The organism is Burkholderia sp. BCC1640, assembly GCF_902833125.1.
Lineage (GTDB): Bacteria > Pseudomonadota > Gammaproteobacteria > Burkholderiales > Burkholderiaceae > Burkholderia > Burkholderia diffusa.
This window is the reverse complement of sequence record NZ_CADFEF010000035.1, coordinates 36,982-60,603: the sequence shown is the minus strand read 5'-3', so window position 1 is coordinate 60,603 and position 23,622 is coordinate 36,982. Positions and strand designations below refer to the sequence as shown.

Annotated in this window: 24 protein-coding genes; 13 read left to right on the top strand and 11 right to left on the bottom strand. The window is 67.4% G+C overall.

Features of this window, described 5'->3' with window-relative positions; genetic code table 11:
- Positions 1-3 precede the first annotated feature (3 nt).
- Positions 4-897: a PEN family class A beta-lactamase, Bcc-type gene (gene blaPEN-bcc, locus HWX25_RS28670; protein WP_175911815.1), complete on the top strand. Its 894-nt coding sequence runs from the start codon at positions 4-6 to the stop codon at positions 895-897.
- A 331-nt stretch (positions 898-1,228) separates the two neighbouring features.
- Here blaPEN-bcc and HWX25_RS28665 read toward each other — a convergent pair whose 3' ends face one another.
- The 5 genes from HWX25_RS28665 to HWX25_RS28645 all read right to left on the bottom strand — a co-directional run bounded on the left by HWX25_RS28665 (position 1,229) and on the right by HWX25_RS28645 (position 5,139).
- Positions 1,229-1,429, bottom strand: coding sequence for a hypothetical protein (locus HWX25_RS28665; protein ID WP_059526917.1), 201 nt, complete (start codon positions 1,427-1,429; stop codon positions 1,229-1,231).
- A gap of 543 nt (positions 1,430-1,972) precedes the next feature.
- Positions 1,973-2,341, bottom strand: coding sequence for an antibiotic biosynthesis monooxygenase family protein (locus HWX25_RS28660; protein ID WP_175911813.1), 369 nt, complete (start codon positions 2,339-2,341; stop codon positions 1,973-1,975).
- Between the two features lie 36 nt (positions 2,342-2,377).
- Positions 2,378-2,824 carry a MarR family winged helix-turn-helix transcriptional regulator gene (locus HWX25_RS28655; protein ID WP_175911825.1) on the bottom strand — a complete coding sequence of 149 codons (447 nt, stop codon included), beginning with the start codon at positions 2,822-2,824 and terminating at the stop codon, positions 2,378-2,380.
- A gap of 279 nt (positions 2,825-3,103) precedes the next feature.
- A complete protein-coding gene (locus HWX25_RS28650) occupies positions 3,104-4,480 on the bottom strand; it encodes an ATP-binding protein (RefSeq protein ID WP_175911812.1) in 1,377 nt (458 codons plus the stop codon).
- On the bottom strand, positions 4,477-5,139 hold the full coding sequence (locus HWX25_RS28645; RefSeq protein WP_059699147.1) for a response regulator: 663 nt from the start codon (positions 5,137-5,139) through the stop codon (positions 4,477-4,479). The genes HWX25_RS28650 and HWX25_RS28645 overlap by 4 nt, the downstream gene beginning before the upstream one ends.
- Before the next feature lie 227 nt (positions 5,140-5,366).
- Between HWX25_RS28645 and HWX25_RS28640 the strand changes: the two genes are divergently transcribed.
- From HWX25_RS28640 to HWX25_RS28620, 5 genes are all read left to right on the top strand, one after another.
- The gene (locus HWX25_RS28640) at positions 5,367-5,720 is read left to right on the top strand and encodes a NirD/YgiW/YdeI family stress tolerance protein (RefSeq protein ID WP_059526909.1); all 354 of its coding nucleotides are present in this window, start codon (positions 5,367-5,369) and stop codon (positions 5,718-5,720) included.
- 63 nt (positions 5,721-5,783) lie between these two features.
- Positions 5,784-6,644 carry a MurR/RpiR family transcriptional regulator gene (locus tag HWX25_RS28635; RefSeq protein ID WP_175911811.1) on the top strand — a complete coding sequence of 287 codons (861 nt, stop codon included), beginning with the start codon at positions 5,784-5,786 and terminating at the stop codon, positions 6,642-6,644.
- Positions 6,645-6,779: 135 nt separating this feature from the next.
- Positions 6,780-7,640 carry an isocitrate lyase/phosphoenolpyruvate mutase family protein gene (locus tag HWX25_RS28630; RefSeq protein WP_175911810.1) on the top strand — a complete coding sequence of 287 codons (861 nt, stop codon included), beginning with the start codon at positions 6,780-6,782 and terminating at the stop codon, positions 7,638-7,640.
- Between the two features lie 333 nt (positions 7,641-7,973).
- Positions 7,974-8,240, top strand: coding sequence for a YodC family protein (locus HWX25_RS28625; protein WP_059819461.1), 267 nt, complete (start codon positions 7,974-7,976; stop codon positions 8,238-8,240).
- A 146-nt stretch (positions 8,241-8,386) separates the two neighbouring features.
- Positions 8,387-9,556, top strand: coding sequence for a cytochrome P450 (locus HWX25_RS28620; protein ID WP_175911809.1), 1,170 nt, complete (start codon positions 8,387-8,389; stop codon positions 9,554-9,556).
- Between the two features lie 18 nt (positions 9,557-9,574).
- Here HWX25_RS28620 and HWX25_RS28615 read toward each other — a convergent pair whose 3' ends face one another.
- Together HWX25_RS28615 and HWX25_RS28610 are read right to left on the bottom strand one after the other, a co-directional pair.
- On the bottom strand, positions 9,575-9,901 hold the full coding sequence (locus HWX25_RS28615) for a superinfection immunity protein (RefSeq protein WP_059819460.1): 327 nt from the start codon (positions 9,899-9,901) through the stop codon (positions 9,575-9,577).
- A gap of 90 nt (positions 9,902-9,991) precedes the next feature.
- On the bottom strand, positions 9,992-10,411 hold the full coding sequence (locus tag HWX25_RS28610; protein ID WP_175911808.1) for a rhodanese-like domain-containing protein: 420 nt from the start codon (positions 10,409-10,411) through the stop codon (positions 9,992-9,994).
- Positions 10,412-10,522: 111 nt separating this feature from the next.
- Between HWX25_RS28610 and ftrA the strand changes: the two genes are divergently transcribed.
- Together ftrA and HWX25_RS28600 are read left to right on the top strand one after the other, a co-directional pair.
- Positions 10,523-11,497, top strand: a complete 975-nt coding sequence (gene ftrA / locus HWX25_RS28605; RefSeq protein WP_059819458.1) for a transcriptional regulator FtrA — start codon at positions 10,523-10,525, stop codon at positions 11,495-11,497.
- A gap of 172 nt (positions 11,498-11,669) precedes the next feature.
- Entirely contained in the window at positions 11,670-12,386 is a 717-nt protein-coding gene (locus HWX25_RS28600; protein WP_175911807.1) for a hypothetical protein, read from the top strand.
- A gap of 66 nt (positions 12,387-12,452) precedes the next feature.
- Here HWX25_RS28600 and HWX25_RS28595 read toward each other — a convergent pair whose 3' ends face one another.
- The gene (locus tag HWX25_RS28595) at positions 12,453-14,804 is read right to left on the bottom strand and encodes an Orn/Lys/Arg decarboxylase N-terminal domain-containing protein (RefSeq protein ID WP_175911805.1); all 2,352 of its coding nucleotides are present in this window, start codon (positions 14,802-14,804) and stop codon (positions 12,453-12,455) included.
- A 3-nt stretch (positions 14,805-14,807) separates the two neighbouring features.
- Positions 14,808-16,334 carry an arginine/agmatine antiporter gene (gene adiC / locus HWX25_RS28590; protein WP_175911803.1) on the bottom strand — a complete coding sequence of 509 codons (1,527 nt, stop codon included), beginning with the start codon at positions 16,332-16,334 and terminating at the stop codon, positions 14,808-14,810.
- A gap of 606 nt (positions 16,335-16,940) precedes the next feature.
- Here adiC and HWX25_RS28585 point away from each other — a divergent pair.
- The 4 genes from HWX25_RS28585 to HWX25_RS28570 all read left to right on the top strand — a co-directional run bounded on the left by HWX25_RS28585 (position 16,941) and on the right by HWX25_RS28570 (position 20,805).
- Positions 16,941-18,395 carry a M20 family metallopeptidase gene (locus HWX25_RS28585; RefSeq protein ID WP_175911801.1) on the top strand — a complete coding sequence of 485 codons (1,455 nt, stop codon included), beginning with the start codon at positions 16,941-16,943 and terminating at the stop codon, positions 18,393-18,395.
- A gap of 65 nt (positions 18,396-18,460) precedes the next feature.
- Entirely contained in the window at positions 18,461-19,570 is a 1,110-nt protein-coding gene (locus HWX25_RS28580; protein ID WP_175911799.1) for a malate/lactate/ureidoglycolate dehydrogenase, read from the top strand.
- Positions 19,567-19,974 (top strand): TfoX/Sxy family protein, encoded by a 408-nt coding sequence (locus tag HWX25_RS28575; RefSeq protein WP_175911797.1) that lies wholly within the window; start codon positions 19,567-19,569, stop codon positions 19,972-19,974. The genes HWX25_RS28580 and HWX25_RS28575 overlap by 4 nt, the downstream gene beginning before the upstream one ends.
- Before the next feature lie 252 nt (positions 19,975-20,226).
- Positions 20,227-20,805 carry an NnrU family protein gene (locus HWX25_RS28570; protein WP_059819452.1) on the top strand — a complete coding sequence of 193 codons (579 nt, stop codon included), beginning with the start codon at positions 20,227-20,229 and terminating at the stop codon, positions 20,803-20,805.
- A 134-nt stretch (positions 20,806-20,939) separates the two neighbouring features.
- Here the strand turns inward: HWX25_RS28570 and HWX25_RS28565 are convergent, their stop codons facing one another.
- Together HWX25_RS28565 and HWX25_RS28560 are read right to left on the bottom strand one after the other, a co-directional pair.
- The gene (locus tag HWX25_RS28565; protein WP_175911795.1) at positions 20,940-21,677 is read right to left on the bottom strand and encodes a sulfite exporter TauE/SafE family protein; all 738 of its coding nucleotides are present in this window, start codon (positions 21,675-21,677) and stop codon (positions 20,940-20,942) included.
- Between the two features lie 346 nt (positions 21,678-22,023).
- Entirely contained in the window at positions 22,024-22,398 is a 375-nt protein-coding gene (locus tag HWX25_RS28560; protein WP_059819450.1) for a nuclear transport factor 2 family protein, read from the bottom strand.
- A 102-nt stretch (positions 22,399-22,500) separates the two neighbouring features.
- On the opposite strand from HWX25_RS28560, the gene HWX25_RS28555 reads away from it, so the two are divergent.
- The gene (locus HWX25_RS28555; protein ID WP_059819449.1) at positions 22,501-23,481 is read left to right on the top strand and encodes a LysR family transcriptional regulator; all 981 of its coding nucleotides are present in this window, start codon (positions 22,501-22,503) and stop codon (positions 23,479-23,481) included.
- Positions 23,482-23,622 lie beyond the last annotated feature (141 nt).

The window sequence follows — 23,622 nt, the reverse complement described above, 5'->3', positions numbered from 1 at the left end:
GACATGACCTACTCATCGCAACGTCGAACCCTGTTGCTGGCCGCCGCGACGGCGCCGCTCGTCCTGACCGTCGCCGCGTGCGCGTCGCCGCCGGCCGCGGGGCGGGACGTTTCGTCCGCGACGTCGTTTGCCGCGCTCGAGCACGCGGCGGGCGGCCGGCTCGGCGTGTGCGCGATCGACACCGCGAGCGGCCTGCACGCGCTGCATCGCGCGGACGAGCGCTTCCCGTTCTGCAGCACGTTCAAGGCGATGCTGAGCGCGGCGGTGCTCGCGCAGAGCGTCGAGCACCCGGGGCTGCTGCAGCAGCGCGTGACGATCGCGCAGTCCGATCTCATGAACTACTCGCCGGTGTCGGGCAAGCACGTCGGCACCGGGATGACCGTCGCCGAGTTGTGCGAGGCGGCGATCCAGTACAGCGACAACTCGGCCGCGAACCTGGCGATGAAGCTGATCGGCGGGCCGGAGGCGGTGACCGCATATGCACGCTCGATCGGCGACGACGCGTTCCGGCTCGATCGCTGGGAGACCGAATTGAACACCGCATTGCCGGGCGACCCGCGCGACACGACGACGCCCGCCGCGATGGCCGCGAGCATGCGCGTGCTTACGCTCGGCGACGCGCTTCCGCCGGCGCAGCGTGCGCAGCTCGTCGCGTGGCTGCGCGGCAACAAGGTCGGCGACAAGCGGATTCGCGCGGGCGTGCCGGCCGGGTGGCAGGTGGCCGACAAGACCGGCACCGGCGACTACGGGACGACGAACGATGCAGGAGTGATCTGGCCGCCGTCGCGCGCGCCGATCGTGCTCGTCGTGTACTACACGCAGGCGCGTGCCGATGCGAAGGCGAAGGACGACGTGATCGCCGCCGCCGCGCGTATCGCGGTCGCGACGTTCGCCTGAGCGGGCGGCGCGGCGTGCGTTCATCGACGGATGGACGAAGCGATGGAGGCACGTCGTGCCGCGGTCGTGACCGGCAGGTCGAAACGTTGTGCGATCAACGACTTAGGTCACGCATGCTCAGGATATCCACATCCTTGCCAACAAAAATTGTGGACAAGCCCGCGAGCGGTCGCGTTCACCGCGCGGCGGGCGCGGCGTCGGTATGCCGCGGGCCTGCCTGCACGATTCGAAGCGGCATGGACAAAGTCTTTCGGATCAAGCGCTTGTGCGTGGTATGCGCAGGCTGTCCACAAGCTTGCCAACACAATCTGTGGACAAGCCCGCTCGATGTTCAGCCATGCCGATCGTCGACCGACGGCCAGCGCGCGAACGCGAACACCCACAACATGATGAAGTTCAGGACCGGGATGAACATCGTCAGGATCCACCAGCCTGAATGCCCGGTACGCCGAACGATCCGGACATACGGATAGACGACGATCGCGACGAGCACGAGCGAGACGATCAACTGTCCTGCGGTGAAGTGTTCCATGGTCTTCCTCGGATGATGTGTCGTTGTCCGATGCGGGCCGAACGGCCCGCACGTGGCGCCGCGCGTGCAGTCGCGCGATGCGCGGCCGCGTGCGGCTCGTGTGATCCTGACGCGTCGTGTGCATGAACGTCAAGCTGCGTTCGGGGTGCCGCCGTTGCGCCGGATCGTCCGATTGCGCGCGTGAGCGGACCGCGCGCTGCCGCAGCGGTGGCGCGGCGCATGAATCGTTGGCCGATCAACGGGTTAGGCGATGCGTGCGCAGGATATCCACAAGCTTGCCAACAAAATCTGTGGGTAAGTGGCGTGACGATCGCGTCGCGTATCGAACGCACATCGGAACGCACATCGACGTGGCATCGTGATGCGAAGTGCGGCGAACCGGCGCGTCTGACGGCGCGGCGCGCGCCGCGTCTGCATCACGCGTGCCAAAGTCCGTCGGATCAAGGGCTTAGCATCGCGGTGCGCAGGATATCCACAAGCTTGCCAACATTTTCTGTGGAGAAGTCCGCGTGGCGATCGCGCTGCGCCGGCCCGTGTGTCGGCTCACGCGGTACACACGCCTGCCACGGCGACTTTCTGGAACAGGTGCGGGCTCGCGACGGCGGACGACGGATAAGCCGACAGTTTCGCGACGAACTCCGGGTGCGTGAAGGCCGCGCGAAACGCGTCGGTCGATTCCCAGATCGCGTAGTTGAAGTAGGTCGGACTGTCGCCGAGCGCGCGATGAAGCTGGGTCGAAATGAATCCGGGCTGCCGTTTCATGAACTCGGCGTCGTCCTTCCACACGGCCAGGAAATCCGCTTCGTCGGCCGGATCCAGCGTGAAGACGTTGACGAGGACGACGGGTTGCGCGTCGATGCAGAGCTGTTGCTGGATCGGAAAGGCCGGGTCCATCGGCTTGAAATGAGGCATGGGGCACTCCTGCAAGTAATTGGGGCGATGGCGCGATCACGCCTGCCCGTTCGGCGCATGAGCGCCGGACATCGTCGACAGCACGCGCATCGCCGCATCGAGATCGGCCGAACTGAATTGGCCCGAGATGTCGCGGACATGCTGCTGCCATTGCCCGACCACCGCCTGGTAGGCCGCGGCACCGCGCGGGGTCAGCGTGTACAACGGAGAGCGCTTGTGCGTCGGATTCGGCAGCGGTTGCACCAGTCCTTCTTCCACGAGCACGTTGATCTGTTTCAGGACGGCCTGCCGCGTGATGCCCATGGTGTCGGCGATCTGCGGGATGTTCGGGGCTTCCGGCGCCATCGAGATGGCGCCCAGCACCTGCCAGCGCGCGCTGGTCAGGCCGTGCGGCGCGGCAAAGGTATTGCCCCATTCGATCAACAGGCCGTTCAGCCGGAAGACGGACAGCGCGACGGAAGTCAACTTGGTGGATTTCGTCATGGTCGGGATGCGCGATAAATTGACAACTAATTTACGCAATTGGTAACTGGTTGTCAATGTGGTCGTGGATTGCCACGGACGGGCGGACGAGCCGGCGTGGCGGGAGAGGGGATCGCTACGCGATGTCGCGTCGAGACGTGCGCCTGTCCGGCGCGGCCTGGCGCATTCGCTGCGCACGACCGCCAAACCCTTTCGGATCAATTGCTTGCCGTCGTTAGCGGCCGGTTGTCCACAAGCTTGCCAACACAATCTGTGGAAAAGCCGGCCGTCAGGCGAGTGTCAGGCCGGAACGGGAAAACGCACCGTCACGGTCAGCCCGCGCCCGCCTTGCGTCGTGCCGAGCGCGACCGTCGCGCGATGCTGTTCGGCGATCCGCTTGACGATCGACAGGCCGAGCCCGCTGCCCGACGACGTGGCCGCCTGCGCGCCTTCGCCGCGATAGAAGCGCTCCCATACGTCCGTGCGTTCGGCTTCCGGAATACCGGGGCCGTCGTCGGCGACTTCGAGCACGGGCGTCGCGCCGTCGAGGCGCGCGGACACGTCGACGCGCGCACCGTCGCCCGCGTAGCGGATCGCGTTGTCGACGAGGTTGTTCAGCAGCACGCGCAACGTGTCCATGTTGCCCGCGGCCATCACCGGCGACGACACGATCGCGCCGAGGTCGATATGGTGCGCATCCGCGACGCGCGTGCGGTCGGCGACCACCGAGCGGCACAGCGCGGCGAGATCGACGGGCGCGGATGCCGCGGCGGACGCCTGCGCGTCGGGTTCGAGGCGCGCGAGCGTCAGCAGCTGTTCGGCGAGGTGGCCGAGGCGCGTCGTGCCGGCCTGGATCTGCGCGAGGATCTGCTCGCGTTCGTCGGCCGTCGACGCGCGCCGCAGCAACTGCGACTGGATCGACAGCCCCATGATCGGCGTGCGCAACTCGTGCGCGGCATCGGCGATGAAGTGCCGCTGCAGCGTGAATGAGCGGTCGAGCCGCGCGAGCAGATCATTGATCGCTTCGGCGAGCGGGCGGACTTCGTTCGGCATCGACGCGATGTCGACCGGTTCGAGATTGTTCGCATTCCTGCGCTTCAGGCCGGATGCGATCGTGCGCAGCGGCCGAAGCCCCGCGCCGATGCCGAACCACAGCCCGATCGCGAGCACCGGCAGCATCGAGAACACCGGCCACAGCAGGTGCACCGCGATGCCCGCGATCGCTTCCCAGCGCGCATGGCGCGCCTGTGCGAGCCGGATCGTCGTGCCGCCGCGTTCGGTCACGTAGGTGCGCCACGGCTGGCCGCCGACGTCGACGCTCCCGATGCCCGTCTGCGCGGGCGGCGGCAGCTCGGATTTGCGATCGGTCGAATAGACCAGCGTGCCGTTGCGCCAGACCTGCAGCAGCACGGCGTCGGGATCGCTGGCCTCGAAATCGTGCTTGCCGTCGCCGTGATTGCGGAACGACAGTTCGCCGTTCGGGCCGACGACGATTTGCTTCGACATGCTGCGCATCTGGTCGTCGAGGAGATCGTCGAGCTCGCGCAGCGCGCCCCAGTAGGTGCCCGCGCTCGCGACCAGCCCGATCACGCACGCGGCCGGCAGCAGCCACATCAACAGGCGCCGCCGCAGCGATGCGCTGCGCCAGCGCGCGATCGCGTGTTGCAGATGCGTCATGCGCCGTCACCGATCCGGTAGCCGACGCCGCGCACCGTGCGGATCATGTCGTGGCCGAGTTTCTTGCGCAGGTTGTGGATGTGCACCTGCACCGCGTTGCTTTCGATTTCCTCGCCCCAGCTGTACAGCCGTTCCTCGAACTGTTCGCGCGAAATCACCGCGCCGGGGTCGCGCATCAGTTCGTGCAGCAGCACGAATTCCTTCGGCGACAGCGTGACTTCGTCGTCGTTGAGCCAGACCAGGTGCTTGACGGGATCGAGCCGCAGCGGGCCGATCGCGAGCGTCGTCTGTGCGCGCCCCGCGTGGCGGCGGTTGACCGCGCGAATGCGCGCGAGCAGTTCCTCGAGCACGAACGGCTTGACGAGGTAGTCGTCGGCGCCGCTGTCGAGGCCGGCGATGCGGTCCGGCACGCCGTCGCGCGCGGTGATGATGATCGCCGGCAGGGTTTCGTCGCGGCGGCGCAGCGACGCGAGCACCGACAGGCCGTCGCGGTTCGGCAGCCCGAGGTCGAGCAGCAGCAGGCCGTAGCTGGTGGAGCGCAGCGCGAGCGTCGCGGCGTCGCCGTCCTTGACCCAGTCGACCGCGAAGCCTTCCTGTTTGAGGCCCTGTTCGAGCCCGCTGCCGATCAGCGGATCGTCCTCGACGAGCAGTACGCGCATGGATTCGTGTCAGTTGGCGGGCGTGGCGCCCGGGGTTCCCATGATAAGCGCAGGTGTCTTAGGCCGAGCTTAAACACGGGCGCCTCCGTGCGTTCGCGCACCGAAAGGCCGCGACGGCATGCCGCGGCCGACGGCCTTCAGGTTTGCTTAATCTTACGCTCCGTAATCTCGGGGCCGTCGCGTTCAACGGGAGCGCGGCGCACTCGAAAAAATGGAGGAACGAGATCATGAAACACCTGACGAGAATCCTGGCGATCGCGCTCGCCGTGCTGCCCGCCGCCGTCTACGCGGAATACACGGGGCCGTCCACGCTGACCACGACGACCGTGAAGGAACTGCTCGCGAACGGCAAGGACGATCAGCACGTGCAACTGCAGGGGCGCATCGTCAAGCACACCGGCGGCGAGGACTACGAGTTCGCCGATGCAACCGGCACGATCCGCGTCGAGATCGACAAAAAGCTGTGGGCGGCCGGCCAGCCCGTCAGCGACAAGAGCGAAGTGAAGCTGACCGGCGAGTTCGAGCGCAAGTGGTCGGGCAAGGTGAAGGTCGACGCCGATCACGTCGAAGTGTTGCGCTGACCGGTGCACCGGTGCGGACGGGGCCGGTGATACCATGGACGACCGGTTCCCGTTCTCACCAAGATGGCTGCCAATTTCGATGAACTCGCGTCCCGGATCCGGGCGCAATTTTCCGAACTGAGCCCGCAATTCCAGGCGGGCGCTGCATTTCTGCTCGATCATCCCGACGAGGTTGCCACCTCGTCGATGCGCAAGGTCGCGCAGCGCGCGCAGGTTCAACCCGCGTCGCTCGTGCGGCTCGCGCAGCAATTCGGTTTCCCCGGCTGGAACGAGCTGCGCGACCTGTGCGTCGCGCGCGTGCGCGCGCGTCCCGAGCCGCTCACGCAGCGTGCGCGTTCGCTCGTGCGGCCCGACGCGAAGGCGTCGCTCGCGCACGACCTGCTCGCCGCACAGCAGCACAATCTCGCCGCCACCGCCGCGCAGAATGCGCACGCGCTCGCCGACGCCGCGAAACTGATTCGCAAGGCGTCGCACGTGCACGTCGCGGGATTTCGGTCCTGCTATCCGGTCGCGTTCGGATTCGTATACGGCTATCGGCTGTTCCGGCCGACCGTGTCGTTGCTCAACGGCGTCGCCGGCTCGCTCGAAATGGAGCTGCGCACGATCGCGAAGCAGAGCGTGACGGTGATCATCAGTTTCGCGCCGTATTCCGCGGAAGCGACGCGTGTCGCGCAGGCGGCGAAGGCGCAGGGCAGCAAGATCGTCGCGATTACGGACAGCGCGGTGTCGCCGATCGCGCTGCATGCGGACGCGCAGCTGATCTTCACGCACGACAGCCCGTCGTTCTTTCCGTCGCTGGTCGCCGCGCATGCGATGGCCGAGGCGCTGGTCGCGCAGCTGCTGGCGATGGAAGGCAGCGATGCGATCGCGGCGCTCGAGCGCACGGAAGCGGAACTGCATGCGAAGGGCGCTTACGTCGTGTAGCCGCACGGCGGCGTGACTGGCGGCACACCGCGCCGCGCGCGCGGCCCCGGCATCCGCATATATATTTCACCGCGCCCTGAACCGTCGCGGTATCGCGCGCGCGTATGCTGACGTCTCCATTCCGAGGAGACCGCAATGTCCGATTCCAACGTGCAGTTCCGCCTGGCCGAAACCTTCCGCGCGCTGCACACGCGCCCCGGGGCCTTCATCATCCCGAACCCGTGGGATGCCGGTTCCGCCCGGCTGCTCGCGATGGCCGGCTTCGAAGCGCTTGCCACCACGAGCGCCGGCTTCGCCTTTTCGAGGGGGCGGCCCGACAACGCGATCGACCGCGACGAAATGCTCGGCCACATCGCCGAGATCGTCGCCGCGGGCGGCCTGCCGGTCAGCGCCGATCTCGAGAACGGCTTCGGCGACGCGCCCGACGCGGTCGCCGAGACGATTCGCCTGGCGGCCGACGCCGGCGCGGTGGGCGGCTCGATCGAGGATGCGACCGGCCGCGCCGACGCGCCGATCTACCCGCACGACCTGGCGGTCGAGCGCATCGCGGCGGCGGTCGACGCGGCGCGCTCGCTGCGGTTTCCGTTCACGCTAACCGCGCGCTGCGAAAACTATCTGCATGGCCGTCCCGACCTTGCCGACACGATCGCGCGGCTCGTCGCGTACCGCGACGCCGGCGCCGACGTGCTCTACGCACCGGGCGTGACCGATCCCGACGAGATCGCGGCGATCACGCGCGCGGTCGGCGCGCCGGTTAACGTCGTGATGGGGCTGCAGGGCGGGTTGCTGAGCCTCGAGGCGCTCGCGGCGCTCGGCGTGAAGCGCGTGAGCGTCGGCGGCGCGCTGGCGCGGGCCGCATTCGGCGCGTTCCTGCGCGCCGCGACGGAAATGGCGCGCGACGGCACATTCACGTTCACGCAGGCGGCGGTGCCGGGGCGCGACCTCAATCGCTGGTTTTCGGCGCCGGACAATTCGCACGTCCGGTTCGAACAATGAGCGCCGATAAAACGTGGGAACGTTTCCAACCGAAATCCGATTGACAGTAATCAATCGAAACCGCCGCCGATTTGAAGTTCGATGACGGCGCGAAATTCATCGTTTATTCTCCGCACTCCGGCTGTTTGACCATATTCGGCGCGCAAGCCGCGCCGAATATGGTGTCAGAAGCCCGCCGCGCGAACCGCTGCCGCGTATCGTTGCGATTTTCAGGTCGATGTTTTGGGGTATTCGGGAGTTGCCGGTTATTTATTGGGTTGGTAATCTGCCGCGTATCCGAAAGACCTGTCAGCGGGCCGCCGGAAAATGAATATATAAAAAATCGAGAGAGCGATGACAATCCGAGAAAATCACAGCAACGGCTTTCGCGTCGGCGATGTCGTGACGCTGAAAACCGGCGGGCCGCGCATGACGGTCACGTATGCCGGGCCGGTCGTGTTCGACGATGCCGACTGGCTTATCTGCCAGTGGTTCGACGACGGCGGCCACTTCCGGCAGGAAATGTTTCATCACGAAACGGTGGTGCCCGAACCCCGTGCGATTTCCGCCGGGCGCGTCCGCCTGCGCATGCAGGCGCACCGCTACCGTTCGGCAGCCTGAGGCGACGTCCGTCACGACGCCGCTTGCCGGCGGCCGACTGCTGCGTCGCAGCAGCCCGCGGTGCAGGCATGGGCGTGACCGCGACATCCGCGACATTTCACGTCAACCCGAAACATGCGGCGGCCCGACGCGCCGATACTGCACGCATGAACCCGACCAATCCGATTGCCGCGGTCACGCACCGCGATCCCTACCCGTACTACTCGACGCTCGTCGACGGGCCACCGCTCGCGTTCGACACCTCGCTCGGCCTGTGGGTCGCGAGCCGGGCGGCGAGCGTGACGGCCGTGCTCGGTCACCCGGCGTGCCGCGTCAGGCCGCTCGATGCGCCGGTGCCGCCCGCGTTGCGCGGGACGACGGCGGGCGCGCTGTTCGGCGACCTGGTGCGCATGAACGACGGCGCATTGCGGCACGACGTGCCGAAGCAGGCGCTGCGCGCGGCGTTCGCGCCGATCGACGTCGAGGCCTTGCGCGAGCGGGCCGAGCAACTTGCCGGCGGCCGCCGGCTGCGCGCACCGCATGACGCCGATGCACTGAACGCGTGGTGCCTGACGGTGCCCGTTTGCGCGGTTGCCGATCTGCTCGGCTTCGACGACGCGCAACTCGACGATATCGCTGCGCTGGTCGTCGACTTCGTCGCCGCGCTGTCGCCGCTGTCGGACGACGCGGCGCTGGCCCGCGCGAGTGAGGCCGCGCGGCAGCTGCTCGACCGGATGACGGAGCGCGTCGCGCGCACGCGTGCGCAGGACGGCTCATGGGTCGCGGCGATTCAGCAGGCGGCCCGTGCCGCGGGCTGGCACGCAAGCGGCGCGCTCGTCGCGAATCTCGTCGGGTTGCTGTCGCAGACGTGCGAGGCGACGGCCGCGTGGCTCGGCAATGTGCTGGTCGCGTGGGACGCAACCGGCGCCGAACGCGCGCTGCCGGATGCCGCGACGCTCGACGCATTCGTCGCCGAGGTCGGCCGCTTCGATGCGCCGGTGCAGAACACGCGCCGCTTCGTCGCGTCGCGCACGACGATCGAAGGCGTGACCGTCGATGCCGGTGCGGCCATTCTGGTCGTGCTCGCGGCGGCGAACCGCGATCCGGCCGTGCATCGCGAGCCGAACCGATTGTTGCCGGGCCGCGCGCCGGGGCCGAACTTCGGGTTCGGCACGGGGCCGCACGGCTGCCCGGGCGAGCGGATCGCGCGGGCGGTGACGGCGGGGGCGTTCGGGGCGTGGTTGCGCGCGGGCGGTGAGGCGCCGCGCGACAGGCTGGTGTGGAACTACCGGGCCTCGACCAACGTCAGGATGCCGAAGTTCGAAGCGGCGAGGTAAGGGGAACAGCGGGACGGCCTAGCGGCAACCTTGCTTCTCGGCCCATTGCTCCTGGGCGGCGACGCGGCGCTGCACGCGTTCGACGAGGCCGGCCGAGAAGGTCCGCATGCTGATGCCGCGGCGCTTCGCGAGGATAGTTTGCGCGACGTCGGTTTGCGGGTTCGGCTGGCATGCCCAGTAGAGCGTCATCAGCCAGCCGATGCCCGTCCACGCGAACAGGGCGTTGAACATTGCGATCGTCAGCTTGTCGTGCCGGGCGCGCCGGTCGGCGACAATGGCCGGAAGAAAATAGAGCGCGATCGCCGCGACCGAACCGGCCACCTGAATCAGGACTGCGTGTTCCATGTTGCTGCTCCATCCGAACTGCAATGTGGCCGATTGTCGCGCTTTTTCCGTTTGTGTGCCGGCAATTGATTGTTGCGTTTTTAATGACGATCAGCGCGTGGCAACGTCCTGCGGCTGCGCTTCGTTGCGCAACGCGAAACCTTCGTCGAGCCAGCCCGTGACGCCTCCGATCATCAGCTTCACAGGGCGGCCGAGGCGCGCGAGCCGGATCGCCGCGCGCGCGGCGCCGTTGCAGTGCGGGCCGGCGCAGTAGACGACGAACAGCGTGGCGGCCGGATGGTCGGCGAGCTTGCCGGCGACGATCTTGCGGTGCGGCAGGTTGCGCGCGCCGGGCACGTGGCCGGCGGCAAACTGCTCCGGACCCCTGACGTCGAGCAACACGAAATCGGGCGCGCCGGACGCGAGCGCGTCGTGCACGTCCCAGCAATCGGTCTCGAAGCGCAGCGACGCTTCGAAGTGCGCGAGGGCGGCGGCGCTGTCGGCGGCGGGGACGTCGGTGACGTAAGACATGAAAGGCGCTCCTGAAGGGCGGCGCGGAATGCGCCGGGATGAAGGGCAGTATCGCGGTTCGGCGGTCATCGCGGCAGTGGCGCGATCGACAAGTTCCGGTAACATCGCGCCATGCACAATCATCTCGTCGTCGCGCTCGCCTACGATCGCCTCTGCACCTTCGAATTCGGCTGCGTGGTCGAACTGTTCGCGCTCGAACGCCCGGAACTCGGCGTCGACTGGTATCGCTTCGCGGTCTGCGCGAGCGAGCCGGGCCCCGTGCGCGCGGCGGGCGGCATCACGGTTGCCGCGCCGTACCGGCTCGCGATGCTCGATCGCGCTGACACCATCGTGATTCCCGGCTGGCGCGATCCGGACGAGCCGCCGCCGGAACCGCTGCTGAAGAAGCTGCGCGCCGCGCATCGCCGTGGCGCGCGGCTCTGTTCGATCTGCTCGGGCGTGTTCGTGCTCGCGGCGGCCGGCGTGCTCGACGGGCTCACCGTCACGACGCACTGGCGCTACGCCGAGCGCCTGCAGGCGCGCTATCCGGCGCTGCGCGTGAATCCCGACGCGCTGTACGTCGACGAAGGGCAGATCGTCACGTCGGCCGGCTCGGCGGCGGGGCTCGACATGCTGCTGCATCTCGTGCGCCGCGACCACGGCGGCGCGATCGCGAACCGCGTCGCGCAGCGCCTCGTGCTGCCGCCGCATCGCGACGGCGGCCAGGCGCAGTTCGTGCCGCGACCAGTCGCACCGGGCGGCAGCGACCGGCTCGCGAAGCTGATCGACTGGATGCGCGCGCATGCGGCCGAGCCGCACACGCTCGCGTCGCTGGCCGCGCAGGCGGCGATGAGCACGCGCACGCTGCAGCGGCAGTTCGCGGACGCGACGGGGATGTCGCCGCTCGCGTGGCTGATCCGCGAGCGCGTGAACGTCGCGAAGGACATGCTCGAAGCGCATCCCGGGTTGTCGCTCGCGCAGATTGCCGCGCGCGCGGGGTTCGGTTCCGAGGAGTCGTTGCGCCGGCATTTCCGGCGCGTCGCGGCGACGAGCCCTGCCGCGTACCGGCGCGGGATGGATCGCGGCGTGAGGCCCGCGGACGCGTGAGCGTCGCGTCTTCCTTCGCCACGGCGGCGCCCGATCGTCGTTCACTTCCTGCTGACTTCGAGCGCGCGTAAGATGGCGGTCGCCGTGCGGCGATCCGGTTCACGCGCGCCGCGCTTCTTGCGCCGCTGCAACCAGCCGCCATTCATCCATCACAACGACAAGGACAATCGCCATGGGCCTGCTGGGAAAGCTGTTCGGAAAGAAGCCGCGTGATGAAGCGGCGACGCCCACGCCGTCCGCGAACGACGCATCCGAAGGCGCGAATGATCAGAACGGTCCCGACATCGCGCCCGAGCTTGCGTCCGCGCTGAAGGCGTTCCAGGCCGGCCGGCACGAAGCCGCGATCGCGGCCGCCGCGCCGCATGCGGAGCGGCTGACCGATGCGGCGCGCCTGTGCGCGTTGTCGTACTCGGCGATGAAGCGTTACCGGGAAGCGTTTCCGTACTGGCTCGCGCTGTTCGACCGCGAGCCGAGCGCGCACAACGCGGTGCAGCTCGCGACGACCTCGGTGATGTGCGACGAAGTGGAGCGCGGCGAAGCGTGGATGCAGAAGGCCGCCGAGGTCAATCACGACACGCACGAGCAGTCCGACGTCGCCGCGCGCGTGAACTTCATTTCCGCGCTGATGCAAAGCGGTCACCTGCGCGAGGCGCTGCCGCATCTCGCGTGGGTGCGCGACGTATACGGCCACGTGCGCATCACCGATTCGACCTTCCTCTACATGCGGGGCATTCCGTTCTTTGCGTCGTTCCTCGAGAACAGTTTCGAGATCCTGAAGGCCACGCAGCCGGCCGACGCGATCGCACCTTGGTACGGAGAACTGAAGGGAAAGCTCGACGAAGAAGGCGAAGCGCAGCTTGCCGCGTGGGTCGGCCGGCTGCCGGCATGACCGGCGAGTCGTCACGCATCGCGACGCCGGCCGCATTCTGCCGGCGCGGCGTCGCGGCGCGCATGCTCAGCGCGTGCTGGTTTCGCGCGCGGTTTTCTTGATGCACGCGATCCGGTACACGCCGTCCTCGACTTCGACACCATGCGTGTCGTGCGTGAAGCCGGGGAAGCGCAGGTCGTACTGCTCGAGCGCCTTCAGGTAGCCGAGCAGCGGGCCGTCGGCCGGCCCCGCGTTCTCGCCGGGCATCAGCAGCGGAATGCCGGGCGGATAGGGCACGACGCCCGTCGCGACGGTGCGGCCTTCCATTTCCGACAGCTCCAGCATCTCGATGTCGTTGTGCACGAGATGTTCGAACGCCTCGGCCGGGCTGAAGTCGGGCTGCGGCAGCGTCGAGAAGCCGCGCGACATCATCTCGGTCGTCTTCAGGTCGCTCATCGCGCTGAACATCAGGTCGCACAGTTCGCGCAGGCCGAGCTTGCCGTAGCGGTCCGGATAGCGCGCGACGAGGTCCGGCAGCGCCTGTTCGAGCGGCGCGTTCGCGTCGTAGTCGCGCTTGAAGTCGAGCAGCGTGTTGACGAGCGTGCCCCACTTGCCCTTCGTCACGCCGAGCGAGAACAGGAACAGGATCGTGAAGTCGGTCGTCTTCTCGACGACGATCCCGTGCCGGTCCAGATACGCGGTGACGACCGACGCCGGAATGCCGACCGGCATCAGCCCGCCGTGCGGCGCGACGCCCGGCGTGACGCCCGGCGTGACGATCGACACCTTGATCGGATCGAGCATGCAGTAGTCGTCCTCGATCTCGCCGAAGCCGTGCCACGTCTCGCCCGGATGCAGCACCCAGCACGACGGATCGGTGGCGAGCAGCGTTTCGTCCGCTTCATGGAACGGCACGCGCCGGCCCGTCTTGCGGTCGACCACGGTGTCCGGCTGCCAGCCGTTGAAGAACCAGTCGTCGTTTTCCTCGCATTCCGCATGCAGCCGCGCGAGCATCCGACGGAACGACACGGCCTCGCGGATCGCGTCGGTCGTCAGCGCCTCGCCGCCGGGGCCGTCCATCATCGCGGCGCTCACGTCGTTCGACGCGATGATCGCGTAGTTCGGCGACGTCGACGCATGCATCATGTATGCCTCGTTGAAGCGTGCATGCTCGATCGGGTTGCGGCCGTCGCGGACGTGGATGAACGACGCCTGCGACAGCGCGGCGAGCAGCTTGTGCGTCGACTGCGTCGCGAACACGGTCGGCTTGCTGGCGTCGTGCTGCGCCGGATCGCCGTGCATCGCGTGGCGATCGCGGTAGATCGGGTTGAAGCGCGCATAGCCGTACCATGCTTCGTCGAAATGCAATCGGTCGACGCTCTGGCCGAGCAGTTCCTCGACGCGCGCGACGTTGTAGCAGAGGCCGTCGTACGTCGAGTTCGTGATCAGCGCATGCACGGGCGTCGGATCGATGCCGTCGCGCCCGCGCACCAGCGGGTTCGCGTCGATCGCGAGGCGCACGGCGGCGGCCGTGAGCCGTTCCGGCATGATCGGCCCGATGATCCCGTAATGGTTGCGTGACGGGATCAGGTAAGTCGGAATCGCACCGGACATCGTCATCGCGTGCTCGGCCGACTTGTGGCAGTTGCGGTCGCACAGCGCGACCTGGTTGCGCGTGACGCTCGCCATCAGGATCACGCGGTTCGACATCGACGAGCCGTTGGTCACGTGATACGTGCGGTGCGCGCCGAACACGCGCGCCGCGTAGCGTTCGCTTTCGCCGATCGGGCCGGAGTGGTCGAGCAGCGAGCCGAGTTCGCCGACCGAGATCGACAGGTCGGAGCGGAACAGCGCCTCGCCGAAGAATTCGAAGTATGCGCGGCCGACCGGCGATTTCAGGAACGCGGTGCCGCCCGTGTGGCCCGGCGTGTGCCACGAGTATTCGTACACGCGCGAGAACTGCGCGAGCGCGCGGAACATCGGCGGCAGCACGGTTTCGCGGTAGCGTTCGATCGCGGCGACGATCCGCCCGCCGATGAACGCGGTGGTGTCTTCCAGCATCCAGATGAAGTCGTCGGCCTTGCGCATCGCGTCGACGGGAATCGCAGCCGCGCTCGCGCGGCTCGCGAGCAGGAACACCGGCACCGTCGCATTGCGCGCGCGCATCGCGTCGAGCACGGCCTGTGCGGGCACATGGGCGGGATCGTTGCCGAGCTCCCAGTTGAGCAGCAGGCACTGGATCGCGGGATCGGCGTCGACCACCGCGCGCGCGTCTTCGGCGGAGGTCGCGATGACGACGTCGACGAGCCGCGTGCGCAATTCTTCGACGAGCGCGGTGGCCGCGCGTCCGGTCGCCGTGCGTTCGTCGATGTCGTGCTGCACGAGCAGCGCCTTCATGCCGAGGCGGCGGAACGCCGGTTGGGTCAAGGAAGCGGTCATGGGTTATTCCCCCGTTTGCTGGGTTGCCTGGACGCCCGCGGCCGGCGAGCGTGCGTGAAGGATGTCGGCCGTGTGTCGGCCCACGGAGATCCAGAAGGTCGCGACGAGCGCGACGATGGTGACGCCGAGCGCGAGGTAGCGCACCCAGCGCGGCGAGCGGCCGCCCGGATGGATATGGGTTTCCTCGATTTCGCGCTGACGGTTGATCGACAGCTCGTAGAACACGATCGTCGCGATCACGAAGATCAGCGACCAGCGCGTCTGCTGGCCGTCGGAGCCGACCATCGCCCACAGCGCGTAGACGGCGCCGATCAGGCCGACGATCGTGTAGAAGGTGAACTGGTGCGACGGCATCTTGCCGTAGCCGAGCACCTTGATCGCGATGCACGAGTAGATGTACGGCAGGAGCGTCATGATCACGGCGATCGACGCGATCTTGCCGAACTGCTCGCTCGCGCTCGGCGACATCGTCGCGAGCACCTGCACCGACATGATGACCGCGACGATCGCGAGGCCGGCCGACGGCACGTTCTTCGAGTTGACGCGGGCGAACACGCCGGCGAACAGACCGTCGTCGGCCGCGGCCTTCGCGGTCTGGCCGACCAGCAGCGTCCAGCCGGCGAGCGAGCCGAGGCAGCCGAGCGCCGCGCAGATCGCGACCGCGTTCGCGGCGGTGTCGCCGAGCGCGAGGCGCGCGGCATCCGCGAACGGCGCGCTCGATGCGAGCAGCGCCTTGTTCGGGATCATCCCCATGATCACGGTCGAGCTGAGCACGTAGCAGACGGCCGCGAGCACGACGCCGCCGACGGTCGCGATCGGCACGTTACGCGACGGGTTTTCGACGACACCGGCCGACACCGACGCGCTCTCGACGCCGATGAACGCCCACAGCGTGAAGTTCAGCGTCGCGCCGATCGCGCCGAAGCTGCTCGCGCCCGACACGTTCCAGCCGGCGAAGTACACGTCCTTGCTGAACCAGAACCAGCCGAACACGGCCATCCCGAGGATCGGCACGAGCGCGAAGATCGTCGTGACCGACTGCACGCGGCCGACCACGTTCGGCCCGAGGATGTTCGCGTAGGTGAACAGCCAGATCACGAAGATCTGCGCGAGCGCGAATACCAGCGGGTCGCGCAGCATCGGGAAGAAGTGCGTGAGATAGCCGAGGCCGGCGACCGCGAGGCCGACGTTGCCGAGCACGTTCGCGAGCCAGTAGATCAGGTTGGTCTGGTAGCCGATGTACGGGCCGAACGACTTGCGCGCATACGCATACGGGCCGCCGGCGGCCGGGTCGATCGCCGCGAGCTTCGCGAACACCAGTGCGAGCGACACGGCGCCGACGACGGTGATCAGCCAGCCGAAGATCGCGATGCCGCCGGTGGCGGCGAGGTTCGCGGGCAGCATGAAGACGCCTGAGCCCATCATGTTGCCCGCGACCATCAGCGTGGCGGGGACGACGCCGATTTTCGGCGCGGCGGTCGCGGCTGGCGCGGCGGAGGAACGGGAGGAAGACGAGCTGGCATCGGACATGCGAGGCTCCTTGAATGATCGTGATGCAGTTGAGGTGGCGCGGCCCGGCGCCGGGTCGACGAATCCGGAATGGTCCGTCGCTTTATTGAACGACAGCATCTTATCTCTTAATTGAGTTTCAATAAGAGTAAACGATGCAATTTAATATCTTGAATATTGATCATCATCATTGAAGAAGATGAAATGTCATGGTGCGAACGGATGAGGGCGTATGAGGCCGGGCGGCGGGCCTGGGCCGGTCCGGGTCATGTTCGAGGGTGACGGTGCGGTATCGCGAAAATTGAACGGATAATCGATTTTTTGCCGAACTGGTTAATTCAATTCATGGGCTGAATGACTCGGGAAACCCTGATTGAATTAGTCGGTTATTATCGAGCGCTTGAAATGCGCTTGCCGGCGCCAGTGATTGTTTCTACCGAATGGTGATGCCGATGACGATGCATCGGTGCGATTGCCGACGGCCGCTGCCTCACGGTCGAAGTCGCGTTCGGCGCGCGCGTGAACCGCTGCGGGAACGGGCCCTGAATACGTCCGTGGAAAGCGCCCCTGGGGCCGGGCATCGGCGTATCATCCGGTTTTTCGTCAGCCCTATCCAGGCACCCCACCATGACCTCCGTCGACACTACCCCCGTCCTCGACCATGACAAGCTCGTTACCTTCGTCGAGCGCAAGTGGAACGATGAAATTCTTCACGCACTGACCGACTACATCGCGATCCCCGCCAAGAGCCCCGCGTTCGATCCCGACTGGGCGAAGCGCGGCTATCTCGAGCGGGTTGTCACCGATGCCGCGCAGTGGGCCGAACGCCAGCCGGTGAAAGGCCTGAAGCTCGAGATCGTGCGCTTGCCCGGCCGCACGCCGGTGATCTTCTTCGAAACGCCCGCGACACGCTCGGGCAGCACCGACACGATCCTGCTGTACGGCCACCTCGACAAGCAGCCCGAATTCGACGGCTGGCGCGCGGACCTCGGCCCGTGGACGCCGAAGTTCGAGAACGGCAAGCTGTACGGCCGCGGCGGCGCGGACGACGGCTACGCGATCTACGCGAGCCTCGCGGCGCTCGGCGCGCTCGACGAGCAGGGCGTCGAACGGCCGCGCTGCGTCGGCCTGATCGAGACCTGCGAGGAGTCGGGCAGCTACGACCTGCTGCCGTACGTCGACGCGCTGCGCGACCGGCTCGGCCAGGTGTCGCTCGTCGTGTGCCTCGATTCGGGCGCCGGCAACTACGACCAGATGTGGCTCACGACGTCGCTGCGCGGGCTGGTGTCCGGCGACCTGCAGGTCGAGGTGCTCGAGGAAGGCGTTCACTCCGGCGTCTTCGGCGGCATCGCGCCGTCGAGCTTCCGCGTGATGCGCCAGCTGTTCGAGCGCCTGGAAGATGCGAAGAACGGCAACCTGCTGCCCGGCGTGTTTCATTGCGAGATTCCCGACAGCCGCGTGCGCGAAGCCGACGCGGCCGCCGCGATCCTCGGCGACGCCGTGTGGAAGGGGCTGCCGTGGGCATGCGGCGCGGACGGCAAGCCGGTGCTGCCGACCACGACCGATCCGCGCGAGGCGCTGCTGAATTCGACGTGGCGTCCGTCGCTGTCGGTGACGGGCGCGGCCGGCCTGCCGGCGCTCGCCGACGCGGGCAACGTGCTGCGTCCGCGCACCGCGTTCAAGCTGTCGCTGCGCCTGCCGCCGCTCGTCGACGCCGCACAGGCCGTGCAGCAGCTGAAGGACCTGCTCGAACTCGATCCGCCGTACAACGCGAAGGTCACGTTCAAGCCGGACGCGGGCGCCGCGACCGGCTGGAGCGCGCCGAATCTCGCGCCGTGGCTCGCGTCGTCGCTCGACGCCGCGTCGCGCCGCCACTTCGGCGCGGACTGCGCGTACATGGGCCTCGGCGGCACGATCCCGCTGATGAACGTGCTGCAGGCCGGCTTCCCGGCCGCGCAGTTCATGGTGTGCGGCGTGCTCGGGCCGAAGTCGAATGCGCACGGCCCGAACGAGTTCCTGCACGTGCCGTACGCGAAGAAGCTGACCGCCGCGGTGGCGGACGTGATCGCGTCCGCGCGCTGAGCGTTCGCGCTGCCCGACCCGAACGGATTCAACCGGATTCACCCCGACCTCACGGAGCCTTGCCGATGACCGCGCTGCCGACCTCCGATACCGACCCGCTGCGCATGCGCGCCGAACCGCTGCATGCATTCGTCGCGGCACTTTGGGAGCGGGCTGGCAGCAGCGAGCGCGAGGCGCGGCTCGTTGCCGATCATCTGGTGGGCGCGAATCTGGCGGGTCACGATTCGCACGGGATCGGGATGATCCCGAACTACGTCGCGTCGTGGCGGGAGGGGCAGTTGCAATTGAACGGGCACGCGTCGATCGTCCGCGACGGCGGCGCGGTGCTGACGATCGACGGCGGGCGCGGCTTCGGCCAGGTGATCGCGTTCGAGGCGATGGTCGAAGGGATCGAGCGCGCGCGACGCATGGGCATCTGCGCGCTCGGGCTGCGCGACGTCCATCACCTCGGCCGCATCGGGCACTGGGCCGAGCAGTGCGCGCGCTCGGGGCTCGTGTCGTTCCATTTCGTCAACGTGCCGGGCGACCTGCTCGTCGCGCCGCTGCACGGCACCGATCCGCGTTTCGGCACGAATCCGTTCTGCGCCGCGTATCCGCGCGCGGGCCGGCCGCCGCTGCTGCTCGATTTCGCGACGAGCGCGATCGCGTACGGCAAGACGCGGGTGGCATACAACCAGCGCAAGCGCGTTCCGGCCGGGTCGCTGATCGATCATCGCGGCCAGCCGACCGACGATCCGGCCGTCATGCACGAGCAGCCGTTCGGCTCGCTGCTGCCGTTCGGACTGCACAAGGGTTATGCGCTGGCGGCGATGTGCGAGATCTTCGGCGGCGCGCTGGTCGGCGGGCATACGACCTACGGCAGCACGCTGCAGAAGACGAGCGCGATCGTCAACGGGATGCTGTCGGTGCTGATCGATCCGAACGCGTTCGACGCGGCCGACGCGGAGCGCGAAGCCGATGCGTTTGTCGAATGGGCGAAGGCGTCGCCGCAGGCGGGCGATGCGCCGGTGCGGATGCCCGGCGAGCCGGAGGAGGCGAGCCGCGCCGCGCGCGGCGCGGACGGCATTCCGGTCGATCGTGCGACGTGGCGGCAGATCCGCGAGAGCGCGGCGGCCGTCGGTTTCGACGACGTGGAACTCGACGTGTGGACGCAGCGCTGCACGGAGCCCGCATGAGCTGGCAATCGGAGAAGGCGCACGGCGAGGAGATCGCGTATCGGCTCGCGCCGCTCGGCAACGTACAGGTCGTGCGGTTCTTCAGCGGCGCCGCGATGCGGCTCGACGGCGTGATGTTCGGCTTCATGTCGCGCGGGTCGCTGTTTTTGCGCGTCGACGACGTGAACCGCCCCGCGTTCGTCGCGGCGGGGATGGGGCCGTTCTCGTATGAGCGTCCCACGCGCACCGTTGCGCTCGAGGGCTATTACGAAACGCCGGCCGACGTGCTCGAGGACGCGGGCGCGCTGTTCGACTGGTGTCGCGGCGCGTATCGCGCGGCGCTGCTGGCGGGGGCGCCGAAGCGCAAGGCGCGGCCGAAGTCGAAGCCGGTGCCGAAACCGGAAGCGACGCGCAAGCGCACGTAGCGCCGGGCGTACGGCGGCGCATTTCCTTTTTCTTTCTTCCTTTCTTTCGATCCACCGCGGGTGCGCGCAAGCGCCGGGTTTGACGCACCGCATGTTTCGCCTGCTTCACAACGGCTGCCCCGGCGTTTATGATCGGCGCGATTGCGACCGTGCCCGGCGCAACCCGAGCCGGTCCCGCTGCCGGCCTCGCGAACGGCGCATCGAAAGCCGCGCGAATGATTCCCCACTCATCGTTCCAGACGGAGATAGCCGATGCTCGTCCTGATTCTCGGTTTAGCGATCTTCCTCGGTGTGCATTCGATTCGGATCGTCGCGGACGGCTGGCGATCCGCGACCATCGAGCGGATCGGCGAGAAACGCTGGAAGGGCCCTTATGCGCTCGCGTCGATCGTCGGCTTCGTGCTGATCATCTGGGGTTACGGCGTCGCGCGCCAGGGCGGGACGCTGCTGTGGGTGTCGCCCGTCGGCGTTCGCCATCTCACCGGCATGCTGACCGCGATCGCATTCGTGCTGATCGCCGCGTCCTACGTGCCGCGCAACCGCATCAAGACGCTCGTCGGCCATCCGATGGTGGCCGGCGTGATGGTGTGGGCGGTCGCGCACCTGCTCGCGAACGGCACGCTGCATGCGGTGGTGCTGTTCGGCGCATTCTTCGTGTGGTCGCTGGTCGATTTCGTCGTGTGGCGCGCGCGCGATCGCCGCGACGGCGTCCGCTATCCGGCCGGCAGGCTGTCGGGCGATGCCGTGACGATCGTCGCCGGGCTCGTCGTATGGGCCGTCTTCGCGCTGTTCCTGCATGGCCCGCTGATCGGCGTGCGACCGTTCGGTTGAAGTTGAACGCATACGCCTGCGGGCATTGAAGCGCGGGGCGCGCAAGTCGCCCCGAAACGCCCGCGACATCGAGGTGGGCGCGTCACTCCGCCGTCGCTCGCCGCACGGACGCTTGCCCGTCGATTGCGCGTTCGTCAGATCGGCTTGGCGAACAGCCCGACGGTCAGCGCGGCGCCGATGCAGACGATCGCGATCCGCAGCACGCGTTCGTTCACGCGGTGCAGCGCCCACGCACCGAGCAGGCCGCCGACGATCGCGCCGCCGCCGAGCGCGAGGGCCTCGCGCCAGTGCAGGTGCGGCGAGGTCAGGAACAGCACGACCGCCGACGCGTTCATCACGCCCGCGAGCGCATTCTTCGTCGACATCGCGTGACGCGGCGACAGGCCCGCCATCGTCAGCGCGGCCATCATCAGGAATCCGATGCCTCCGCCGAAGTAGCCGCCGTAGATCGCGATCAGGAATTGCGAGATCGCGGCGGTGACGGGGCCGATATGCTGCGTGTCGGCGCCGGGCTTGCGGAAGAAACTGCCCCATGCAAACACGACCGTCGCGAACAGCACGAGCCACGGCACGAGGTGCGAGAAGATCGACGACGGGGTTTTCAGCAGCAGCAGGCCGCCGAGCGCGCCGCCGACCACGCTGATCGCGAACAGCGCGCGAAAGGGCAGCTTGCCCGCGCCGCGCACCATGTTCCGGCTCGCCCAGCCCGTCGTGACCTGGCCGGGGAACAGCGCGACCGTCGACGTGATGTTCGCCGCGAGCGGCGACATCCCCGACACGATCAGCGCGGGCAGCGTGACGAACGAGCCGCCTCCCGCGAGGGCGTTTTGCAGGCCGGCCCACAGGCCGGCGATGATGATGAGGGCGAGCATCGGTGCGGGAGCGCAGAGGTGGCGGAGCGCGCGGCTACGCGCGGTGGACGCACGATGGTAATGCAGGATCGCGGCGGCGCAAAGCGGGGCGCGCGTGCAGCGTGTCGGGTGCGCAGCGGGCGCGGCCGATCGGTCCTAGCTTGATCTCCGTCGCACCGCATTAGCGGATTAACCGGACGCGATTAGCGCACGAAGGGGCTTCATCAGCAGAAGCTACGAAACTTCAACAACTACAGCGGAATGTTTTATGACCCGGTTCGTCGGCATGGTTCCGCCGGCGATCTTTCACCGATTGAGTCGCGCCGGAATGAATCAGGACACTGATGCGCATTTGCAGCTCTGCGTTTCAGTCGAACGTACGCACGATGGCAGACGCCTTGGTGGCGATCAGCCAACTGCCGTCCACCTTGTGTATGACGAAGTGATCGTTGAACAGCCTGCTTCCGATCCGCACTCGCACCGTGGCCGCTGAAAGGCCGTCCGAGATGTGCTCCATGGAGAGGATCGCCTCGTCTCTTGGTGCGCCGGTTGACCGGGGGCTCGGCCTCCCGTTGACGAGCGCCTCGTACTCCGACGACGACAGGGTGCGCAGCCGGCCTTCATCCAGCCACTGAATCAGGCAGCTCGGATGAAAGACCTTGTTGAAGTCACGGCTCTTCGGCTCGTAAGCCAGATTGAAGTAATCCTCGATCAACGCGACGACGGCTTGGGTCTGGGTCATGACTGGCTTTCCTCGATAGTGAACGGCTCGTATAGTGAGCGATCGTCCTCGGCTCGGCTACGGCGGCCCGGTTATCGCTGTCATTACAGGAACTCATGGATCATGGAAGACCTCGACGGAGGACTTGTCAGCGGCTTGCTCGTCCTCGCGGCCATCGCCGAATCCGGGAGCTTTGGCCGTGCCGCATCTCGTCTGGGCAGGACTCAGCCTGCAGTCAGTCGCGCCATTCAGCGACTGGAGGACCGCCTGCACGCGAAGCTCGTGCATCGCACCAGCCGGCACGTCGAAGTGACGGACGCTGGCCACGAGCTGCTGTCAAAGGTGCGGCCGTTGCTCCAGGGAATCGAAGAGGCAACCGCCGAAGCCTCCGGCCAGACCTCGCTCGTCAACGGAACGCTCCGTGTGGCGTGCGACGCGGCGTTCGCTCGCCTGGTGCTGGCGCCGGAGCTGGCCCAGTTCATGAAGGATTACCCTGCGCTTCATCTAAAGCTGGAAACCCGGAACGACGTGCCAGACCTGGTAAGCGACGGATTCGATCTCGCCATACGATTCGGGACGCCATCCGTTTCCACGTTGGTCTGTCGCAGGTTGTATAGCCCGCGGGTCCTGACGGTGGCCGCGCCGTCCTACCTGGAGCAACGCGGTCGGCCGAGGTCGCCGCAGGATCTGGTCGATGACGGCCATGAATGCATCCTGGCCATCGATCCGGCTACCGGTCGGCCCTTCGACTGGGAATTCTGGCGCGACAACGAGAAAGTGAAAGTGGCTGTCAACGGGAATCTGACCGTCACGGATGCGGGAACCAAAATCGGCGCGTGCGTTGCAGGCTTCGGGATCGCTCAGCTGATTGACCTCGGAATCGACGCGCACCTGCGTGCCGGCACGCTGGAGCCGATCCTGACGGACTGGCGCGACGAGACGTTCCCGCTTTATGTCTACTACCCCAGTCGGAATCACGTGCCGGCCAAGGTGAGAGCGTTCATCGACTTTGTCGTCGGCATGATGCCCGGGCTGCAGTCGAAGGGCCATGGCGCTTGCCAGCGACCGTCATCCGCCGTGCTCGAAACGCTGCATCGCGAGTAGAACGCGACATTTCCAAAGCGCTACTACATGGCTCGCAGGAGCACTCCTGCGAATTGACAAATCGCACCGCCCCCCCTGAAAAGCGCCCAACTATAGTTCGTCGGACCACAAGACGTGCCCTCATTCTCCCGCTTGCTCTCG

Coding starts and splice junctions, on each gene's coding strand:
- HWX25_RS28600 (WP_175911807.1), top strand. CDS start 11,670: ATGGGCCTGCTGGGAAAGCTGTTCGGAAAGAAGCCGCGTGATGAAGCG.
- HWX25_RS28570 (WP_059819452.1), top strand. CDS start 20,227: ATGCTCGTCCTGATTCTCGGTTTAGCGATCTTCCTCGGTGTGCATTCG.
- HWX25_RS28575 (WP_175911797.1), top strand. CDS start 19,567: ATGAGCTGGCAATCGGAGAAGGCGCACGGCGAGGAGATCGCGTATCGG.
- HWX25_RS28615 (WP_059819460.1), bottom strand. CDS start 9,901: ATGGAACACGCAGTCCTGATTCAGGTGGCCGGTTCGGTCGCGGCGATC.
- HWX25_RS28665 (WP_059526917.1), bottom strand. CDS start 1,429: ATGGAACACTTCACCGCAGGACAGTTGATCGTCTCGCTCGTGCTCGTC.
- blaPEN-bcc (WP_175911815.1), top strand. CDS start 4: ATGACCTACTCATCGCAACGTCGAACCCTGTTGCTGGCCGCCGCGACG.
- HWX25_RS28625 (WP_059819461.1), top strand. CDS start 7,974: ATGACAATCCGAGAAAATCACAGCAACGGCTTTCGCGTCGGCGATGTC.
- HWX25_RS28595 (WP_175911805.1), bottom strand. CDS start 14,804: ATGACCGCTTCCTTGACCCAACCGGCGTTCCGCCGCCTCGGCATGAAG.
- HWX25_RS28635 (WP_175911811.1), top strand. CDS start 5,784: ATGGCTGCCAATTTCGATGAACTCGCGTCCCGGATCCGGGCGCAATTT.
- HWX25_RS28585 (WP_175911801.1), top strand. CDS start 16,941: ATGACCTCCGTCGACACTACCCCCGTCCTCGACCATGACAAGCTCGTT.
- HWX25_RS28555 (WP_059819449.1), top strand. CDS start 22,501: ATGGAAGACCTCGACGGAGGACTTGTCAGCGGCTTGCTCGTCCTCGCG.
- HWX25_RS28610 (WP_175911808.1), bottom strand. CDS start 10,411: ATGTCTTACGTCACCGACGTCCCCGCCGCCGACAGCGCCGCCGCCCTC.
- HWX25_RS28640 (WP_059526909.1), top strand. CDS start 5,367: ATGAAACACCTGACGAGAATCCTGGCGATCGCGCTCGCCGTGCTGCCC.
- HWX25_RS28565 (WP_175911795.1), bottom strand. CDS start 21,677: ATGCTCGCCCTCATCATCATCGCCGGCCTGTGGGCCGGCCTGCAAAAC.
- adiC (WP_175911803.1), bottom strand. CDS start 16,334: ATGTCCGATGCCAGCTCGTCTTCCTCCCGTTCCTCCGCCGCGCCAGCC.
- HWX25_RS28660 (WP_175911813.1), bottom strand. CDS start 2,341: ATGCCTCATTTCAAGCCGATGGACCCGGCCTTTCCGATCCAGCAACAG.
- HWX25_RS28620 (WP_175911809.1), top strand. CDS start 8,387: ATGAACCCGACCAATCCGATTGCCGCGGTCACGCACCGCGATCCCTAC.
- HWX25_RS28630 (WP_175911810.1), top strand. CDS start 6,780: ATGTCCGATTCCAACGTGCAGTTCCGCCTGGCCGAAACCTTCCGCGCG.
- HWX25_RS28645 (WP_059699147.1), bottom strand. CDS start 5,139: ATGCGCGTACTGCTCGTCGAGGACGATCCGCTGATCGGCAGCGGGCTC.
- ftrA (WP_059819458.1), top strand. CDS start 10,523: ATGCACAATCATCTCGTCGTCGCGCTCGCCTACGATCGCCTCTGCACC.
- HWX25_RS28580 (WP_175911799.1), top strand. CDS start 18,461: ATGACCGCGCTGCCGACCTCCGATACCGACCCGCTGCGCATGCGCGCC.
- HWX25_RS28655 (WP_175911825.1), bottom strand. CDS start 2,824: ATGACGAAATCCACCAAGTTGACTTCCGTCGCGCTGTCCGTCTTCCGG.
- HWX25_RS28560 (WP_059819450.1), bottom strand. CDS start 22,398: ATGACCCAGACCCAAGCCGTCGTCGCGTTGATCGAGGATTACTTCAAT.
- HWX25_RS28650 (WP_175911812.1), bottom strand. CDS start 4,480: ATGACGCATCTGCAACACGCGATCGCGCGCTGGCGCAGCGCATCGCTG.